Genomic DNA, 18,026 nt, shown 5'->3' with positions numbered 1-18,026 from the left:
CGGTCGACCGATCGGACGTTGGGTACCATCGGCGGATGACACCGGAGAAGGCGGCACCAGATACGGAACAGGCCCTCGGCGAGGCCGCTGACCAGGCACCGAACGGCGAGAAGAACGGCACCGGGAACGGCGCGAAGGCGCCGCGACGGCGGCCCGGACGCAAGCCCGGCAGCCGCGCCGACGACTGGGAGGTCAAGCGCCGCCGGATCCTCGACGTGGCCGCCGAGGTGTTCTTCACCCGCGGCTACGAGCGGGGCACCACCAAGGAGATCGCCGAGCGGGCCGGGATGAGCCAGCCGACGATCTACCACTATGTGGGCTCCAAGGAAGTCCTCATGACGGAGATCGCGCGGCAGGTCGACCGCGACTTCACCGCCGCCCTGGACGACGCGCTCGCCGAGCCCGCCCCGCCGGAGACGCAGTTGCGTCGCATGATCGAGGCGTTCGTGCGCGCGCTGGCGCTCAACCAGCGCACGTTCGCGGTGTACTGGAAGGAGTTCCGCTCGCTGCCCAAGGACGTCGGCCGCGAGGTCAGCGGCCACGAACGAGACTTCGTCGTCCGGGTCGAGGAGGTGGTGGCACGCGCCCAGGAACAGGGAATTCTGCCGTCGGGGCATCCGACGCGCATCGTCAGCGAGGGGATCCTCGGAATGATGAGCTGGATGCACTGGTGGTTCAAGCCCGACGAGTTCGACGCCGACCAGGTCGCCGACGCGTTCTGCGATCTGATCGGACTGCCCCCGGCGTCCGGCGACTGACCCGTCCGGCCGGCCCGGCGGCGCCGTCCTTCGGTCGCCTCTCCGTCACCTCTCGTTCTCCTCGCGGGCTCGACCTGCGTCAATGTGGGTGTTGACGTTCAATCAATTGAACGATAGAAAAAATCCACCGCGGGTGAGAGGAGAACCCCATGCCTGCTCTGGACGAGGCCGTCCCCGGTGGTGAGCGGCCGATGGCGGAGGGCCGCCGCGTCACCACGATCGTCGGGGCGTTGCGCGACGCGGTCGCCCACGCCCCCGGCCGGACGGCGTTGACATGCGACGACCAAACCCTGACCTACGCCGAGTTCGGCCGAGCCGCGGACGCGCTCGCGGCGCGGCTGGCGGCAGCGGGCGCGCGCGGCGGCACGGTCGCGCTCGCGATGCCCAATTCGCCCCGGATGGCGGTGGCGATCTTCGCGGTCTGGGCCGCGGGCGCGCGCATCGCCTGCCTGAACCCGGGCTACACCCCGGCCGAGCTGACCCCGCTGCTACGAGCGTCGGCACCGGCGCTCGTGCTCACCGACGCGGCGGCAGAGGCGCCCGGACCGCACGACGCCGCCACCGAACTCGGGCTGACGATCCTGCCGGTCACCGACCAGGACCTGCGCCCGGACGGCCCCACCCCCGAAGCGGTGGGCGACCCGGCCCCCGGCGACCGGGCGGCGCTGCTGTTCACCGGCGGCACCACCGGCCTGCCCAAGGGCGTGGAGTACACCCATGAGGCCCTGCTGAGGACGGTCGAGGGCGCCGAACTGTGCTGGCCGACCCGGCTGGACGAGGAGACCTGGCTCAACGTGGCGCCCATGTTCCACATCTGGGGCCTCGCGATCGGCTTCCTGCACCCGGTGTACGCGCGCGGCGGCCTCGTCATGGTGCCCCGGTTCGTTCCCGCGACCGTCGTCCAGGAACTGGAGCGGCATCGCGCGACCATGTTCAGCGGCGGCCCGGCGGCCGTCTACGGCGGTGTCCTGTCCGTCCCGGCGCTGGCGGAGGCCGACCTGTCGGCGCTGCGGGTCTGCCAGGGAGGCGGCTCGGCGATCTCCGCGGACCTCCAGGAACGCTGGCAGACGGCGACCGGCCTGCCCATTCACGAGGCGTACGGCATGACCGAGCTGGCGCCGATCGCGTGCAACCCGGCCGGCGCGCCCCCGCGGCCCGGCTCGGTCGGGCTGCCCACCCCGGGTGTCCAGATCCAGATCGTCGACCTGACCGGCCACGGCCCGCTGCCGACGGGAGAGACCGGCGAGATCCGCGTCCGCGCCCCGTACATGCTGCACCACTACCTCGGGCTGGACGGCGCGCCGATCGAGGCGCTCACCGACGGCTGGTTCCCGACCGGCGACATGGGACGCTTCGACGAGGACGGCTACCTGCACATCGTCGACCGCAAGAAGGACATGATCATCGTGGGCGGCTTCAACGTCTACCCCCGCGAGATCGACGACGTGCTCCTGGCGCACCCGGCCGTGGCCGAGTCCGCCACGGTCGGCGTCCCCGACGAGCGCAAGGGCGAACGTCCCGTCGCGTTCGTGGCGGCCGGGCCGGACGCCCCGCTCGACCCGGCGGAGCTCACCGAGCACTGCGCGCGGCACCTGGCCGCCTACAAGCAGCCGGTGCGGATCATCGCCGTTCCGCAGCTCCCCCGCACCCCGGCCAACAAGATCGACCGGATCGCGCTGCGCCGCCATCCGGCGCTCGCGTCCGGCACCCCGCCGTCGACGAGCTGACCCGGGCGGACAGCGTGGTCCGTCTCCCGTTCCCCTGCACTGCCGCCGAGCACGCCGCGAACCCCACGGACGGTCCGCCAACGAGATCCGGTGGGACGCGCCGGCGGGTTCGGCCGACCGGACCTCACCGACGGAAGTGATCGCATATGGCGGGCGGACCACTCAAAGAACGCGTCACCTGGGACGGCGGCGGGCCGGGGACGCCCGCCACGGACCCCTTCCTCTCCCTCGTCACCACCACTCGGGCGGCGGACGAGGACCGGCGGACGGCCGTCGACAAGGCCGTCATGCTGCTGAAGTCGATCGCCGAGTACGACACCGAGATCGGGGTGAGCGAACTCGCCCGGCGGACCCGGCTGACCAAGTCCACGACCTTCCGGCTGCTCGGCATCCTGGAACGCAACGGCCTCGTCGACCGGGTCGGCGGGGGCTACCGGCTCAGCGCGCGGCTGTTCGACATCGGCACCCGCGTGTACGGGCCGGGCCCGGGGCTGCTACGCGAGCGGCTCCTGCCGTACCTGGTCGATCTGCACGGCATGACCCATGAGACCGTGCATCTGGCGGTGCTGCACCGCACCGAGATCGTGTACGTCTACAAGCTGCACGGTCACCGGTCGGCGCGGGTGCCGTCCGAGATCGGGTGCCGCCGTCCCGCGCACTCCACGGGCGTCGGGAAGGCGTTGTTGGCCTTCGACCACGACGCGGCCGAACTCGTCCTCAACGGCCCGTTGCCGGCGCACACCCCGTACACGATCCGCGACCCCGAGGCGCTGCGGCGGGAGCTGCGGCGCGTCCGGGAGGACGGTATCGCCGTCGACCGGCAGGAGACGGTGACCGGCCTCTGCTGCGTCGCGACCCCGGTCATGGGCGCCGGGCGGCGTCCCGTGGCGGCGCTGTCCGTCGTCGTCGCGGACCACAGGTTCGACCCTGCCCGGCTCGCGCCCGCGCTGCGGCGGGTGGCCCACCAGGCGTCCCGCGCGCTGTCGACCGGCGCTCCGCGCCGTCCCTGATCTTCTCCCTGGCCTGCGCGTTCTCGTCGCGTGCCACATGGCGGCACATCCGCTTCCGGTTCTCCCGGGCTCGGTTCACAGTCGAGCCGCATAACAGCCATGCACTCCCTGTGGAGGAGGGCCCGTCCAGATGTTGGAAGTCACAGACCTGACCGTGCGGTACGGCCCGCACATGACCGCCCTCGACCATTGCTCGCTGTCGTGCCCGGCCTCCGGGGTGGTCGCGGTGCTGGGCAGCAACGGCGCCGGCAAGACCACGCTGATGCGGGCGATCTCCGGTGTGCTCGACCACCACGGCGGCCGCGTCGCGGGCGGCCGGATCACTTTTCGCGGGGAGACGATCACCGGCCGGGATCCCGCCTGGATCGTCGGGGCGGGCGTCGTCCAAGTACCCGAGGGTCGGCGGGTCTTCGCGGGCATGACCGTCGAGGACAACCTGCGAGCCGGGGCGGTCCGCGCCGGGTCCCGGTCGGTGCGCGCGCAGGCGTACGACCGCGTCCACGCGTTGTTCCCCGTCCTGGCCGAGCGCCGCGACCAGCGCGCGGGGCTGCTGTCGGGCGGCGAGCAGCAGATGCTCGCGATCGGCCGGGGGTTGATGTCGGAGCCGGACATGCTGCTGCTCGACGAGCCGTCCCTCGGCCTCGCCCCGAAGATGGTCGAGCACATCGGACGCGTCATCACCGAGATCCGGGCGCAGGGCACCGCCGTCCTCCTGGTGGAGCAGAACGCGGCCATGGCCCTGTCGATCGCCGACCACGCCTACGTCATGGAGGCCGGGACGGTGGCGCTGGAGGGCCCCGCCGCCGACCTGGAGGCGTCCGACGAGGTCCGGGCCCGCTACCTAGGCGACCCGCGCGGGCCCGAGCCGACGACGACCGGCGGGGGCCGCTCGCTGAGCGTGTGGGTGCCATGAGACTCAGCCTGCGGAAGGTGTCCCTGAACTTCGGCGGCGTGCGCGCGCTGGACGGGGTGTCCTTCGACGTCGAACCCGGCAGCGTCCACGCCGTGATCGGGCCGAACGGCGCGGGCAAGAGCTCGTGCTTCAACGCCGTCTGCGGCATCTACGCGGTCGGCGGCTCGATCCGCCTCGGCGACCGGGAGCTGACCGGGCTCCCACCGCACGTGATCGCCGGGCTGGGCGTCGCCCGCGCGTTCCAGAACATCGCGCTCGGCGGCGCGGACACCGTCCTGGACAACCTGATGGTCGCCCGGCACCACCTCACCCGCGCCGGGTTCGTGTCCGCGGGGCTCGGGCTGCGGCGCGTCCGCCGCGAGGAGCACCGGCACCGGCTGCGGGTCACGGAGATCGCCGAGTTCAGCGGGCTGGGGAACGTCCTGGACACGCCCGTCGCCGAACTGTCCTACGGCGACCGCAAGCGGGTCGAGTTCGCCCGCGCGCTCGCGATGGAACCGCGGGTGCTGCTGCTGGACGAGCCCGTCGCCGGGATGACCTACCACGAGAAGGCCGCGACCGTCGCGCTGATCCGGGAGACGCGCGAGGTGCTCGGCGTCTCGGTGGTGCTCGTGGAGCACGACATGCCGCTCGTCATGGGCCTCGCCGACCGGATCACCGTCCTCGACTTCGGCCGGGTGATCGCCGACGGGCCGCCCGCCCAGGTCCGCGCGCATCCGGACGTCCTGCGCGCCTACCTGGGAGCACATCCATGAACCGTCTGATCGAACTTCTCGCCATCGGCGTCTCGCTCGGATCCATCTACGCCCTCATCGCCGTCGGCTTCGCCGTGATCTTCAAGGGCACCCGGGTGGTGAACTTCGCCCAGGGATCGATCCTGCTGCTCGGCGCCTACATCGTCGCGGTGCTGTCCCCGCATGTCGGTTTCTGGGCCGCGCTCGCGTTCGGGCTCGCTGCGGGCGCGCTCGGCGGCCTCGCCCTGTACGGGCTGGTGGCGCTCGTCCGGCACGGCGAGCACATGACGCTGTCGATCCTGACGATCGGCGCGGACGTGCTGCTCGCCACCGAACTCGCCCGCCGCGTCGGGTCGCGGGTGATGCCGACCGGCGACCCGTGGTCGGACGGGGTGCTGCGGTTCGCGGGGCTGACCGTCCCGCACGCGCGTGTCGCGGCGCTGCTGTCGGCGCTGCTGGTGATCGGGCTGCTGTTCGTGGTGTTCCAGCGCACCGCCTGGGGCGTCTCCTGGCGCTCCGCCGCCGCCGACCCGGAGGTCGCGACCCTCATGGGGATCAGGCTCCGCCGCGTCCGCGGCGCGTCCTGGCTGATCGGCGGCGCGCTCGCCACGCTCGCCGGGCTGTTCCTCGTCGCCTTCCCCAACACCGGGGTGGAGGCGCACACCGGGCTCCTGGCCTTGCGCGCCATCCCCGCCGTGATCATCGGCGGGCTGGACTCTCCCGAGGGCGCCGTGCTGGGCGGCCTCGCGGTCGGCGTCGCCGAGACCCTCGTCGCGGGATACGGCGACGAGCTGGGCTTCCTCGGCCAGGGCGCCGGGGACGTCACGCCCTACCTGCTGATGATCCTCGTCCTGCTGTGGCGACCGTCCGGGCTGTTCGGAAGCAGGGAGGCCGTCCGTGTCTAAGGTCACCCAGTACGCGGGCACCGCGACGGCGCTTCTGCTCCTCCTCGCGATGCCCTACTACCTCGACGCGTTCTGGTTGCAGGTCGGCGCGTTCGTGATGGCCGCGATCATCGGCGCGATCGGGCTGACCGTCCTGGTGGGGTCGGCGGGGCAACTGTCCCTGGCGCACGCCTTCTTCCTGGCCGTAGGGGCGTACGGTTACGCGTTCCTGGCGGGCGAGCCCGGCGCCGGTTCCGCCGGGACGCCCCTGTCCGGCCCCGGCCTGCCGACGACCGTCGCCGCGCTGCTCGCCGTCGCCCTCGCCGGGGCCGCCGGGCTGGCGTTCAGCCCGGTCGCGGGACGGCTCCACGGCCTGTATCTGGGCGTCGCGTCCCTCGGTCTGGTGTTCCTCGGGCAGCACGTCCTGTTCAACGCCCGTCCGGTCACCGGCGGCTTCAACGGGCGTCCGATCCCCGAACTGTCCGTCCTGGGGTTCGAGTTGACCGGCGACGAGCCAGAACTGGTCTTGCTCGGCGTCCCGTTCGGTGCCCGTGAACGCCTCTGGTACGTGGCCCTCCTCTGCGCGGTCGCCGCCTACGTCGTCGCGGGACGGATCGTCCGCGGCAGGCCGGGACGGGCGCTGCGCCTCATGCGACAGAACCCGATCGCCGCCGCGAGCATGGGCGTGCCGCTCCGCCGGTACCGGGCGGGCGCGTTCGTGTTCTCCGCGATGTACGCCGGGGTCGCCGGGATTCTGATCGCGCTCACCGCGCGGCGCGTCGTCCCCGACCACTTCGGCCTGGTCCTGTCGGTCGAGTACCTGGCGATGGTCGTCATCGGCGGCCTCGGCTCGGTCCGCGGCGCCGCGATCGGCGCGGCGTTCATCACCGGGACGCCGCTCGTCCTGTCCCACTACGGCGACGCGATCGGCGTGTTCGCCCGGCCCGGCGAGGACGGGATCGACGCCGCCACCGCCGTCCGCCTGCTCTACGGCGCGGCGATCGTCGCGTTCGTCATCGGTTCAGCTCAGAAGGGAAGACCCCATGCCATCACGAACACGATGGACCGCGCTCGGCGCGCTCTGCCTGGCGTTTCTCGTCGCCGGTTGCAGCGGCAAGGCCGCTGAGGGCACGGGCGGCGCGGGCGACGACGGGGTGAAGACGGGCCCCGGCGTCACCGCCAAGACGATCCGGCTCGGCGCGATGAGCGACTTGTCGGGTGCCGTCTTCGGGCCGCTCGGCCGCACCCAGGTCCAGGGCAACCAGCTCTATATCGACAAGATCAACAAGGCCGGTGGCATCTGCGGGCGGCGCCTGGAACTGGTCGTCAAGGACCACGGCTACGACGTCCAGAAGGCCACCGTCGCGTTCAGCGAGCTGGAGCCGCAGGTGCTCGGCATCACGCACCTGCTCGGCTCGCCGATCACCGCCGCGCTGGAGCCCGAGATCACGGCGAAGAAGCTGCTCACGGTTCCGTCGTCGTTCGCGTCGTCCCTGCTGAAGAGCGAGTACCTGGCGGTCCTCGGCACCACCTACGACATCGACATGATCAACGGCCTGGCGTATCTCGTGTCGAAGGGGAAGCTCGCGAAGGGCGACACGGTCGGCCACATCTACTTCGAGGGCGAGTACGGCACCAACGCGCTCCGGGGCAGCACCTGGGCGGCGGGACGGCTCGGCCTGACGTTGAAGGGCGTCCAGATCAAGGCGACCGACGCAGACCTCACCGCCCAGGTCACCAAGCTGAAGTCGGACGGGGCGAAGGCGATCCTGCTCAGCGCGTCGGCCCGCCAGACCGCGTCCGTCGCGGGCGTGACCCGCTCGATCGGCCTGGACGTGCCCATCATGACGCAGACCCCCGGCTTCGACCCGGCGCTGCTCGACACTCCCGTCCGCGCGGCCCTGGAGAAGAACCTGACCGTCCTGACGTCCTATGCCCCCTACGGAGCGGACGCGCCGGGTCCGAAGGAGGTGGCGGCGCTGTTCAAGGCCAAGCACCCGAACGAGCCCCCGAACGCGCTGGTCGACTACGGCTACGTGTCCGCGCAGGTCGTCGGTGAGGCGCTCAAGCAGGCGTGCACCGACAAGGACCTCACCCGCGAAGGGCTGAGCGGCGCCTACCGGAAGCTGAAGAGCCTCGACACTGGCGGGCTGATGGCCCCGATGGACTTCACCGTCCGCGGCGCCCCCGCGTCGACGCAGACGTTCATCTCCAGAGTCGACGCGTCCGCCGAGGGCGGCCTGGTCGCGGAGACCGACCTCTACCGCGCCCAGATCACCCCCGAGTACAAGGTCGGATGAGCGACGGCGGCGCGGGTCCTCGGGCGGCGAACGGGCAGAATGCCAAGCATGACTGTGAAACTGCCTGAGGGCACCGCGCTGCCGCTGATCGGTTTCGGAACCTGGGAGCTGCGAGGCACGACGGCGTACGACTCGGTGCGCGCCGCGCTGGACATCGGCTACCGGCACCTCGACACCGCGACGTTGTACAAGAACGAGGCGGACGTCGGCCGCGCCGTCAAGGACAGCGGCCTTGACCGGGAACAGGTCTTCATCACCACCAAGCTGCGCCCGCAGGACGCGCGGCAGGCCCGCAGCGCCCTGGAGTCGAGCCTCCGCCTCCTCGATACCGACTATGTGGACCTCTGGCTGATCCACTGGCCGACCGGCGAGGACGACCTCGTCCCGACGTGGCAGGCCCTGTTGGACGCCAAGGACGCGGGCCTGATCCGCAACGCCGGAGTGAGCAACTACAGCCCCGAACAGATCGACCTGCTGACCAAGGCGACCGGCCACCAACCCGCCGTCAACCAGATCTCCTGGAGCCCCTCCCGACACGACCCGGCCCTCCTGGAGGAACACCGCCGCCGGGGAGTCGTCGTCGAGGGCTACAGCGGCCTCAAGAACGCCGACCTCACCAACCCGACCCTCACCGAGATCGCCGAACGGCACGGGGTCACCCCCGCCCAGGTCGTCCTCCGCTGGCACCTGGAACACGACATCGTGGTCATCCCCCGCTCCTCCCGCCGCGAGCGCATCGCCTCCAACTTCGACCTGAACGGCTTCGCCCTCACCAAGGAAGAGGTGGCGGCGATCGACTCCCTGTCCTGACCGCGGAAGGGCGGCACCGCCGAACGGCGGTATCGACGGTGCCGCCCGGCCCTCACCGGGTCAGTACGGCCGCCATGACAGGGCCCTCCGCGCGGCCATGATCTCCTGGACGAGCCGCCGCGGATCGTCGGCCTCGACCAGCCGCGCCCCGTCGACCATCGCCCACCAGCGCCCGGTGTACGTGCCGTACCACGCCAGCGCCCCGTACCGCCGCTTCACCTCCGCCGCGACGCGGGCACGGTCCCACGCGTACACCGGCGCGTTCACCGGACACACCGCTCACCCTCGTCCATGGCGTCGAGCCGACCCTCCACCTGGCGGACGCCCTCAAGGAGTGCCCGGAGCCGCTCCACCGTCCGAGCGCGGATCCACGAGTACCCACCCTCGACCGGGTGCCGAAACGGCCGCCGGTGTGCCTCCCAGGGCAAATCCCCCACCTCCAAATACTGACACCCCCAATCAGGGAATTCGGCCCGCAGCTTCTCCAGGACAGCATCGGCCTCCCCGCCACGAAGGTGTGGCGAATTGGGTACATTTCTCACTAGCCGGAGATCCCTTCCGGTCAGGCCCCGGAATTCCCCGGCGTTCGCACCGCCGGGCCGGGGCCGCTTCGTGGTCTGTGCCACCTTCCGCCCACCACAAGACCGTGTCCGGCGCTAACGTGGTAGTTGCTGCCCGTCCACTGACGGCGCTGGCAGAGTTAGACAACGGGTCAACCCGGGCGAAACGGATGTAGCGATGGCAACATTCGGGGAGAAGCTCCGCGCGCTAATGAGCGAGCGGAAGATCAGCCAGCGGAAGCTGGCCAAGCTCGTTCCGTGCAGTGACGGTTATTTGTCGCGACTCGCGACAGGCGATAGGCGCCCCTCAGAACAAACGGCGACCCGTCTCGACGAACTGCTCGGCGCGGAGGGCGAGCTCCTCGCTCTCTCCAGGAGAGCAACCGATGGTACAGACCGCGCGGTGACCGACAGCGGCGCGGACATCCACTCAGACAAGGACGAGGAGATGCAGCGACGCAGACTTCTGCAAGCACTCGCGGCACTCGGCGTGGCCACCCCGGCCGTCGACGCCATCGACCAGATCCGGCAAAGCGTCGATCGCGCCATCGGCCGCGACGAGGACGGCCACCTCGACGAATGGGAGGAGACCGTCGCCGAGTACGGCTACACCTACCAGCAGCAGCCGCCCCGCCAACTGCTGAACGACTTGGCGGCCGACATGGTCATCCTGCAACGGGTCGCCTCCCGCCACTCCGACGGCCCACAACTGCGTTCCTGGCAACGCGTGACCGGCGGCCTGTCCGTGCTCATGGCCAAGACCCTGAGCAACCTCGGCGAATCCCGGCTGGCGCGGGACTGGTGGATGACCGCCCAGCACGCCGCCGACTCCTCACATGACGTCGACCTCAGCCTCTGGATCAGTGGAGAGCGGCTCGTCTACGGCCTCTACGAGAACCGTCCCACCGAGACCCTGCTGCACAAAACGGACAGGGTCCTCGCCCAGGCACCGGCCACCCCACGCCGAGGTCTCATTCACGTTCGCGCGGTCCGCGCGCAACTCCTCTCGATGGAGAAGGGGTCCGAGAGGGCGGCGGCAGACGAAATCCGTACCTGCGAGGAGATCTACCAGCGACTACCGGCAGCGGTGACCCGGGACAAGTCGACCCACGGATGGGGCGAGGATCGCCTGCGCTACACCCAGGCGTGGGTCCATGCGCACACCCGCAAGCGGGACCAGCTCGACGCTACGGTCGCACGCGCCCACACGGTGTCGAATCAACAAAGCGTCCGGGTGAGGACCCAACTTGACCTGATGCGCGCGGCGGGACACGTGCGCGCCGGAGACACGACAGAGGGCGTGCGGTTCGCCCATGCCGCCTATGAGGCCCTCCTTCCCCAGCACCGGGCGCTCATGGTGACCAGCCTGGCCCACCAGGTCGCCGCGGCTGTCCCGGCCAACCGCCGCGCCGAGCCCACCGTTTCCGCCTACCGGGAGCTGCTGGCTTCCGGATCGGAACGCAAGGCGATCACGTAGAGGTCGAACCAAGGGTCGGTCTCGCCCTCGGCCCCCGGCACCCGACCGACGTAGCGCCAGCCCCACCGCTGGTACATGGCCTGGTTCTGCCGTTCCTCCGGAACAGTCGCCAGCGTTGCCCGCTCTTCGGCCCGGCCTGAGAGGAGTTCGTCGAGTAGGCGGCGCCCAACGCCGCGTCCGCGGTGAACGGCTCGCACGGCTAAGTCGATCACGGCGAACGTCCGCCGTCCGGTCTCGTCCGTGAACCCCGCGCCGGGCGCGGGGTTCACCCCCTTCCACCAAGCCGTGCGGGTCGGTAGGGGCAATCCGTAGACGAAGCCGGTCAGCGCACCCTCGGACCGGGCCGTCACCGCCTCGAACCCGGGGGACGCGAGCTGGCGCCCCATGCGCACCCGGTAGTGGCCCGTCACTCCGCGGAAACGCTTCGGTGTAGACGGCCTCGATCTCGTCGAGTTGATCGCGGACGGCATCGCCGTCGAGGTACTCGATGTCCGTCGACCTCCATCAGACCACCTCCCCCGACAACTGCAAGCCTTCCCGGCCGGGACTTCGGGAGCCTGACCATAAGCCGCTTGATGTGCGGCGACGCGGATTAGCGCGAAGGCGTCCGGTGCGGTTGTTGGTGGTGGTGCTTAGCGGGGCTTTAGGGAGTTTGACTTTAATGCGGCAATTACTCCGCATAGAGGGGAACGCCCTGTGGCCACGAAGCGGCGGCGAATCAAGGTATTCTTCGGGTGCCTGATGCAGGAAATCGGTTATGTGTGCGGTGTGCTCCTCGGATATCCCATGCCACGGACGAGGAAGTCGGGCTCGGGTGAAGGTGGCACGACGCGGGAGTTGGCGGCGCCGCCGTCCGGGCATCCGGAGCGGGTGTCGGCGGAGCCGCTGACGGCCGAGGAAGAGCGGTTGTGGCGCCACATCAACGGACAGCTTCGGGACTGAGCCGTTCAGGGGGCGCTTTCCAGTTGCGTGATGATGGGGGTCAGCAGGTCGTTGAGGCCGGTGACCATCACGGTGAGGGCGCGGTGGGCGGTGTCGACGAAATGGTCGTCCGGGTCGTCGGGGGCGGCCGGTAGGCCCTCCAGCGGTAGGGGCGCGTCCACCAGCAGCGTCGCCCGCGCGTAGGGGACCTTGGCCAGGTCCCGACGGGAGGGCTCGACGAACTGGCCGAAGACCTCCGGCCAGCCCTGCCAGCCGCGGTCGCGCCACCATGTGCGGGACGTCTGGAGCGCCTCCGGCAGCGGTGACACGAGCGTCACCTTGGCGGTCAGCGAGCCGTCCCAGGTGTTGCGGACGCAGGACGCCGACAGGACCCGGCGATGCCAGCGCACCAGGCCGGGCGACGAGATCGGCGGCGTGGCGACCCGCCACGCGGCGCAGGCGAACGAGACCGGGGCGATATCGCCCCAGGTGCCCTCGAACTCACCGAGATGGGCGAGAAGCGTCTCCGCGTAGCGGCCCGCGCCGCTCTCACCGGCCGCCCTGTCGTGCCGGTTGTCCAGCCAGAACGCCTGCTGTGTGCTCATTTATGATGATCTTTCCGGTCAGCGGAGGCTCCCCGGGAAGCCTTGGGCTCTGAGTTCGGAGTATCCACGTCTCGATGCCCCACGGCAGGCCATCAAGGAGATCCACGCCCAGGGCGAACGTGCTTGGGGAAACGTTCACCGCAGTTATTCCAGTTCCAGCGGTTGTGCGCGGATGATCCGGTTAGGGGGAGACCGGGATGCGGCGAACACACGGAAGGACGCTCGTGCCATGGCCTTGCTGGTCGAGGAGATCGCGGCGCATCTCGCGATACCCGAAAACGAACGGGACATCAAGTGGTTGCGCGACAGTCTGCAATCCGCCATCGCCGTGGAACTGGCGACCATCCCGCCCTATCTGTACGGCATGTGGTCGATCAAGGACAAGTCGGCTGAGGTTCACGGTCATATCCAGGCGATCGTGTTGCAGGAGATGCTGCACATGGGTCTGGTCTGCAACCTGCTGGCGGCGATCGGTGGACGTCCCGAGATATCGGGGGCGGCGGCGCGGGCCTATCCCACGAAACTTCCCGGCGGGGTGCGGGAACAGTTGTCGGTCCACCTCGAAGGGCTGGCACCCGCGCCGAACGACCCGGACGACGTGGTGCGGCGCGTCTTCATGGAGATCGAGATGCCGGAGCATCCCGTCGCGTTCGCGGCGGAGGCCGAGTCGTTCCCGACGATCGGGGCCTTCTATGAGGCGGTGAAGACGTGCCTCAACGGGCTGCGTCCGGCGCCGAAGTTCGGCGGGACGCAACTGGAGGATCCGCTCTTCGGGCTATTCAAGATCAACGATATGGCGGACGCGAACAAGGCGATCGACCTCATCATCGAGCAGGGCGAGGGCAGGCCCGAAGTCGGCGAGGAGGTCGCGCTCGCGGAGCTGCCCGCCGACCAGAGCCCCGCCAAGGTCGCCCACTACTACCGGTTCAAAGAGATCTGGACCGGTCATCATCTCCGGTATGACGCCGCGGACAAGAAATGGAAGTTCGACGGGCCCGAAATGAAACGGCCCGCCGTCCATCGGTTGGAGCGGCTTCCGGCCGGTGGCGCACCCGTCACGGATCCGGATCTGCGGAAGAAACTCGACGAGTGCAACCGCACCTATCACGCCGTGCTCAGCGACCTCGAAACCGCCTGGAAGACCGGCCGGGCGGAGGACATGGACGAGGCCATCGAGCAGATGCGAAACCTCGGGGCCGAGGCCGACGACATCGTCCGGTATCAGGTCGACAAGAAGTTCCCGAAACTCTACGGCCCGGAGTTCAGACCCCCCGACCCGGTCGGCAATGCGTTCACACATCGGGGGGCAGGCAATGGCTGAGATCGACATCGCCGACGTCAAGACGGTGCGCGTCCATCCCGCCATCGGAATCGGCCGGGTCGGCGACAGCGACGAGTACTTCACCGGACCGGAGATCCCCGGTGCTCCGCCCGAGCCGTCCGGCGACACCCTGGAGACCAAGTACAAGGACGCCCAGGGGCGCCTCAAGCGGCAGGCCGCCCGGTTCCGCTGTTTCGGCTACGACGACCAGGGCGGATATGTCGAACTCACCGGAAAGGCAGAGGTGACCATCAACTGGGAGGTCACCCTGGCCAACAAGAAGGCCGCGGCGCCCGAGTTCCCGGACGGTCCGCGCCGCAACCCCGGCCAGTCGGAGAACGACCTGGTCATCGCGCCGGGGTCACGCAGCATCATCGGGCGAAAGACCAACAGTCCATCGGCTCCCGTCGCGTTCGACGACGGGCGGGTGCGGTTCACCATCGACGGCGCCGCGCACGAGATCAAGAACATCTATCTGGGGGAACTTCGCACCGACGAGAACGGTCGCCTCCTGGTGCTCGGGGGCCGGGGACTGTCGCAGTGCCACCCGAAGGCCGAGCAGGAATACCTGAGCGCTTTCAACAATGACAACTGGTGCGACGACGTCTCCGACGGCCCGGTCAAAGCCGAGGTCACCATCAGCGTCGGGGGTGGTGAGCGGAAGTTCACCGCGACGCCGGGCTGGGTGATCAACACTCCACCGAAGTTCGCGCCCGAGGCCGACAGCCCGACCACGCTGTGGGACCAGGTCATGAACTTCTTCGGCGTCCAGCCGCCGGACCGGCCGTCCTATGTCAAGGACATCTTCCCCGTCCTGCAGAGCGCCCGCACGATCAAGGCGGTGAACCAGGGGTCCGATGGGCACCATGGGTGGAGACATCCGGTGATCGCCGAGACCACCCGGAAACGCATCTTCCAGAAGATCGGCAACCCGCTGCAGAACGGATCGGGCGGCGGCGGTTCCCTGATGCCCAAGCTCGTCGGGCTCGAAAAGGAGTATCCCAGCCTGACCCCGCGCCAGTACAAGATCATGCAGCGGTGGCGGGACGGCGCGTTCGACAACGACTGGAAACCCGAATGGGGCCATGACCGGCCGTCGTACGCCGATGTCCCCATCACCCCCGAGGGCCTTGACCATGCCGCGCTGCACGCCTGCGTCGGCGCGGCGTTCCTGCCCGGCATCGAGGGCGGCCGATTCCTGATCGAAAAGGACGAGCACGGGAAACCCAAGAACTGGCGGGAGCCGTATCAGGCGCTCCGGTTCGCCGAGCACGTCAAGGCCGGGGACGTCACCGCCAAGATGGCGCTCCCCTGGCAGGCCGATTTCTGGGCGTGCGGCGAATCGTGGTGGCCCGTGCCGCGCCCGAACCAGGCCGTCCCGAAGGGCACGAACGCCTACAAGGACTGGGACAGGAACGTCGGCAGCAGCGGGCAGATGGTCCATGTGTGGCGGCAACTGGGCGTCGTCATCCGCGACGCGAGCGGGACGTTCGTGGAGGTGGCGCGGAGCCTCGCCGAACCCGGTCGGGTGCAGCTCACCTCGGTGGCGTTCCCGGCGACGGCGGCGATCGCCGGGCCGGATCCCCTGTGGTCGGACGTGGGACGGCTCGCCGCCGACCTCGCCGACGCGGCCGTGCTGTCGTTCGGGCAGGCCACGACCGAGCCGGGGCGGACGCAGTCCTGGCCGCTGTGGCTGACCGAGATCGACCGTGAGATCGCCGTGGAGATCCGCAGCGCCGACCTCGACCGGCTGGAGGTCAGGCTGGGGCCGCCGCTCGGTCCGAGCCTCGGCCCCGGCGACTTCGGCGTCATCACGTCCCGCGAGTACGGGCGGCTGGAACTGCGGATCGAACTCCCCTACCACGTCGAGGCCGGACGGTATGCCCGGCAGGGTCTGTGGCGGGTGGACGTGCGCGCCGACGCGGAGGTGACGTACCAGCTCGCCGCCACGACCACGTCTTTGATCACGTTCCCGGCGGTGATGACCGCGACGCAGGACGGCTCGATCAGCGCGCTCGTCGACTTCACCGGCGCGCCGATCTCCAACGGCGCGGCCGTCGTGCAGCCGATGGCGCCCCGGCGGGAACTGGAGGCGGTCGCGCTGCGGAGCGAGACGGCGCCCATGTCCGACCGGGTCGTCGGGCAGGTCGCCGTCCAGCAGGCCCCCTACCTGCGGGTTCAGGTCACGGGCACGTCGCCGATGGGGCACCCGTTCGTCCGGGAGCGTCTGATGCGGACGGACGATCTGCCTTGACGGCACCGCCGCGGACGCCCGATGTCGTGGTGGTCGGCGGCGGTCCGGCGGGCGCGGCGGTGGCCTGGCAACTGGCCACCGCCGGGGCCGCCGTCACGCTCGTCCACGACCATCGGGACCGGTGGCGGCCGGTGGGGCAGCAGCTCGCGGGCGCGGCGCGTCCCGTTTTGCGGGCGATGGGGGTGCTGGACGCCGTCGTCGCCGAGTCCGCGCCCGTGCACGAGGCCCGCAGCGCCTGGCCGGGCCCCGAGGTCGACTCGCGTTCCGCCATCCTCAACCCGTTCGGCCCGCCGCTGGCCGTCGAACGGTCCCGGTTGGACGCGTTGCTCCGCGCCGCCGCCGGAGGGGCCGGGGCACGGCTCGTCCGCGACCACGTCCGGAACCCGGCGGACGGGCAGCGGGCCGCCGTGCTCGTCGACGCGACCGGGAGCAGCCGCGTCTTGTCTCGCACTCGACTGCGCTGGACGTGCCTGGACCGGCTGCGCTGCGCCCTGTGGAAGGCGGCGCCCGCCGACCCGGCACCACAACCCTGGTCGCTGGTCGAGGCCGCGCCCGACGGCTGGTGGTACACGGCGCCGGACCCGGCGGGCGACCGGCTGACCGTCATGAAGGTGGGTGACCTGCCCGGAGCAGAAGACCGCCGGGAGCCGCCGGAGCACACCGCCCGGCGTCTCGGGCGGCGGGTCCTTCCCGCGACGGCCGACTACCGGGTCGCGACGGTCGGGTACGCGAACCCGCCCTGGTCGTCGCGGCTGGTCGCGGTGGGCGACGCGGCGGTCGCGGTCGATCCGCTGTCGTCGTCGGGGGTGCGCAACGCGCTCCGGCTGGCGGGGCCCGCGGCCGCCGCCGTGCTCGGCCTGCTGGACGGGGACACCGGGCCGGCGCACCAGTACGCGCGGTGCGTCCGCGCCATCGTCGACGAGCATCTGGATCAGCGCGGTCACTTCGTGATGCTCACCGGTGGCCACGGACCGTTCTGGGAGAAACGGCGCCGGCCCGCTGTCCGTTCGGGCGTCGACCGTCCTGCGTCAGGACGCGTCGATCACTGAACCTGAAGGTCCACGCAGGCGTAGAAGGCGTTGCCGGTGTCGGCGATGTTCCAGACGGCCAGCACCTTCTGCCGACCGGTCACTCCACCGAGGTTCACCGTGTGGGACGAGGACTGGCCCTTGAACACGCCGAGGCTCTTGCCGTTGAGGAAGTACTCGTAACTGCGGGTGCTGTGCCTGGCGGTGAACGTCCAGTTGAACGTCACCGATTGGCCGACGGAGGTGGCCCGCCAAGCCTTGCTGTCGTCGTCGAGGTCGGAGAAGCGACCGTTTCCGCCGCTACAGCTCTTTAGCCCTTTCGGCCCTTCGACGCTTTGCGGCTCCCACTGGATCTGTCCGCACTGGACGACTCGCTGCGCGCATTGAGCCTGCCGGCTCGGCGGCGAGGAGACATAGCCGTGGGCGAAGGCGGAGGTGGCGGGGAGGACGACGGTGACGAGGGGTGCGATGGCCACGCCGGCCGCGACCGCGGCGAGCTTGCGCCTGGAAGATTTCATGCGGGGGGTCCTTGCTTTGGGGTGGTCATTTTCTTTGGAAACGCCCGGAGGCCGGATGATGGAGGGGCGCGGGGCATGGGAGCTCCATCAATAGGAATGTTCCTATTTCGTAGTTGAACGTTAACCTTCCGCCTCTTGGCGGGCAAGGCTCCGCCGTCCGTACCGTTTTGGCACGGGACATGCCCCCGCAGGCCAGCACCCGAACC

18 protein-coding genes are annotated in these 18,026 nt (G+C 70.2%); 14 read left to right on the top strand and 4 right to left on the bottom strand.

What is annotated here, in order from left to right:
* Positions 1-35: 35 nt before the first annotated feature.
* The 9 genes from BZB76_RS09860 (at position 36) to BZB76_RS09820 (ending at position 9,136) form a co-directional block, all read left to right on the top strand.
* Positions 36-758: a TetR/AcrR family transcriptional regulator gene (locus BZB76_RS09860; protein WP_121433981.1), complete on the top strand. Its 723-nt coding sequence runs from the start codon at positions 36-38 to the stop codon at positions 756-758.
* A gap of 149 nt (positions 759-907) precedes the next feature.
* Positions 908-2,485 carry a class I adenylate-forming enzyme family protein gene (locus BZB76_RS09855; RefSeq protein ID WP_121433980.1) on the top strand — a complete coding sequence of 526 codons (1,578 nt, stop codon included), beginning with the start codon at positions 908-910 and terminating at the stop codon, positions 2,483-2,485.
* 146 nt (positions 2,486-2,631) lie between these two features.
* Positions 2,632-3,495, top strand: coding sequence for an IclR family transcriptional regulator (locus BZB76_RS09850; protein WP_121433979.1), 864 nt, complete (start codon positions 2,632-2,634; stop codon positions 3,493-3,495).
* Positions 3,496-3,625: 130 nt separating this feature from the next.
* Positions 3,626-4,408 carry an ABC transporter ATP-binding protein gene (locus BZB76_RS09845; RefSeq protein WP_121433978.1) on the top strand — a complete coding sequence of 261 codons (783 nt, stop codon included), beginning with the start codon at positions 3,626-3,628 and terminating at the stop codon, positions 4,406-4,408.
* Positions 4,405-5,163, top strand: a complete 759-nt coding sequence (locus BZB76_RS09840) for an ABC transporter ATP-binding protein (protein WP_121433977.1) — start codon at positions 4,405-4,407, stop codon at positions 5,161-5,163. Before BZB76_RS09845 ends, BZB76_RS09840 begins: the two co-directional genes overlap by 4 nt.
* On the top strand, positions 5,160-6,047 hold the full coding sequence (locus BZB76_RS09835) for a branched-chain amino acid ABC transporter permease (RefSeq protein ID WP_121433976.1): 888 nt from the start codon (positions 5,160-5,162) through the stop codon (positions 6,045-6,047). Before BZB76_RS09840 ends, BZB76_RS09835 begins: the two co-directional genes overlap by 4 nt.
* Positions 6,040-7,152, top strand: coding sequence for a branched-chain amino acid ABC transporter permease (locus tag BZB76_RS09830; RefSeq protein ID WP_246006855.1), 1,113 nt, complete (start codon positions 6,040-6,042; stop codon positions 7,150-7,152). The genes BZB76_RS09835 and BZB76_RS09830 overlap by 8 nt, the downstream gene beginning before the upstream one ends.
* Entirely contained in the window at positions 7,070-8,326 is a 1,257-nt protein-coding gene (locus tag BZB76_RS09825) for an ABC transporter substrate-binding protein (RefSeq protein ID WP_121433975.1), read from the top strand. The genes BZB76_RS09830 and BZB76_RS09825 overlap by 83 nt, the downstream gene beginning before the upstream one ends.
* A gap of 48 nt (positions 8,327-8,374) precedes the next feature.
* On the top strand, positions 8,375-9,136 hold the full coding sequence (locus BZB76_RS09820) for an aldo/keto reductase (RefSeq protein ID WP_246006854.1): 762 nt from the start codon (positions 8,375-8,377) through the stop codon (positions 9,134-9,136).
* Between the two features lie 60 nt (positions 9,137-9,196).
* On the opposite strand, the gene BZB76_RS09815 is transcribed toward BZB76_RS09820, so the two are convergent.
* The gene (locus tag BZB76_RS09815) at positions 9,197-9,403 is read right to left on the bottom strand and encodes a hypothetical protein (protein WP_121433973.1); all 207 of its coding nucleotides are present in this window, start codon (positions 9,401-9,403) and stop codon (positions 9,197-9,199) included.
* 471 nt (positions 9,404-9,874) lie between these two features.
* Here BZB76_RS09815 and BZB76_RS09810 point away from each other — a divergent pair, with 471 nt between their 5' ends.
* Positions 9,875-11,173, top strand: coding sequence for a helix-turn-helix domain-containing protein (locus BZB76_RS09810; RefSeq protein ID WP_121433972.1), 1,299 nt, complete (start codon positions 9,875-9,877; stop codon positions 11,171-11,173).
* On the opposite strand, the gene BZB76_RS09805 is transcribed toward BZB76_RS09810, so the two are convergent.
* Positions 11,125-11,559 (bottom strand): GNAT family N-acetyltransferase, encoded by a 435-nt coding sequence (locus BZB76_RS09805; protein ID WP_170180566.1) that lies wholly within the window; start codon positions 11,557-11,559, stop codon positions 11,125-11,127. The two genes, BZB76_RS09810 and BZB76_RS09805, sit on opposite strands and share 49 nt — an antisense overlap.
* A 355-nt stretch (positions 11,560-11,914) precedes the next feature.
* Between BZB76_RS09805 and BZB76_RS34680 the strand changes: the two genes are divergently transcribed.
* On the top strand, positions 11,915-12,115 hold the full coding sequence (locus BZB76_RS34680) for a DUF6059 family protein (protein ID WP_281273860.1): 201 nt from the start codon (positions 11,915-11,917) through the stop codon (positions 12,113-12,115).
* Between the two features lie 5 nt (positions 12,116-12,120).
* Here BZB76_RS34680 and BZB76_RS09795 read toward each other — a convergent pair whose 3' ends face one another.
* A complete protein-coding gene (locus tag BZB76_RS09795; RefSeq protein WP_246006853.1) occupies positions 12,121-12,699 on the bottom strand; it encodes a hypothetical protein in 579 nt (192 codons plus the stop codon).
* Between BZB76_RS09795 and BZB76_RS09790 the strand changes: the two genes are divergently transcribed.
* From BZB76_RS09790 to BZB76_RS09785, 3 genes are read left to right on the top strand one after another with little or no spacing between them, the layout of a single operon-like run.
* Positions 12,668-14,020, top strand: coding sequence for a ferritin-like domain-containing protein (locus tag BZB76_RS09790; protein WP_147449394.1), 1,353 nt, complete (start codon positions 12,668-12,670; stop codon positions 14,018-14,020). The two genes, BZB76_RS09795 and BZB76_RS09790, sit on opposite strands and share 32 nt — an antisense overlap.
* On the top strand, positions 14,013-16,274 hold the full coding sequence (locus tag BZB76_RS34675; protein WP_170180564.1) for a LodA/GoxA family CTQ-dependent oxidase: 2,262 nt from the start codon (positions 14,013-14,015) through the stop codon (positions 16,272-16,274). Before BZB76_RS09790 ends, BZB76_RS34675 begins: the two co-directional genes overlap by 8 nt.
* Positions 16,271-17,323 carry an FAD-dependent monooxygenase gene (locus BZB76_RS09785; RefSeq protein WP_170180563.1) on the top strand — a complete coding sequence of 351 codons (1,053 nt, stop codon included), beginning with the start codon at positions 16,271-16,273 and terminating at the stop codon, positions 17,321-17,323. The genes BZB76_RS34675 and BZB76_RS09785 overlap by 4 nt, the downstream gene beginning before the upstream one ends.
* On the opposite strand, the gene BZB76_RS09780 is transcribed toward BZB76_RS09785, so the two are convergent.
* Positions 17,317-17,820 (bottom strand): lytic polysaccharide monooxygenase auxiliary activity family 9 protein, encoded by a 504-nt coding sequence (locus tag BZB76_RS09780; RefSeq protein ID WP_121433967.1) that lies wholly within the window; start codon positions 17,818-17,820, stop codon positions 17,317-17,319. The genes BZB76_RS09785 and BZB76_RS09780 overlap by 7 nt on opposite strands.
* Positions 17,821-18,026 lie beyond the last annotated feature (206 nt).

Origin of the sequence: Actinomadura pelletieri DSM 43383 (assembly GCF_003634705.1) — a bacterium.
Classification (GTDB): domain Bacteria; phylum Actinomycetota; class Actinomycetes; order Streptosporangiales; family Streptosporangiaceae; genus Spirillospora; species Spirillospora pelletieri.
This window is presented reverse-complemented; position numbering and strand designations above follow the sequence as displayed.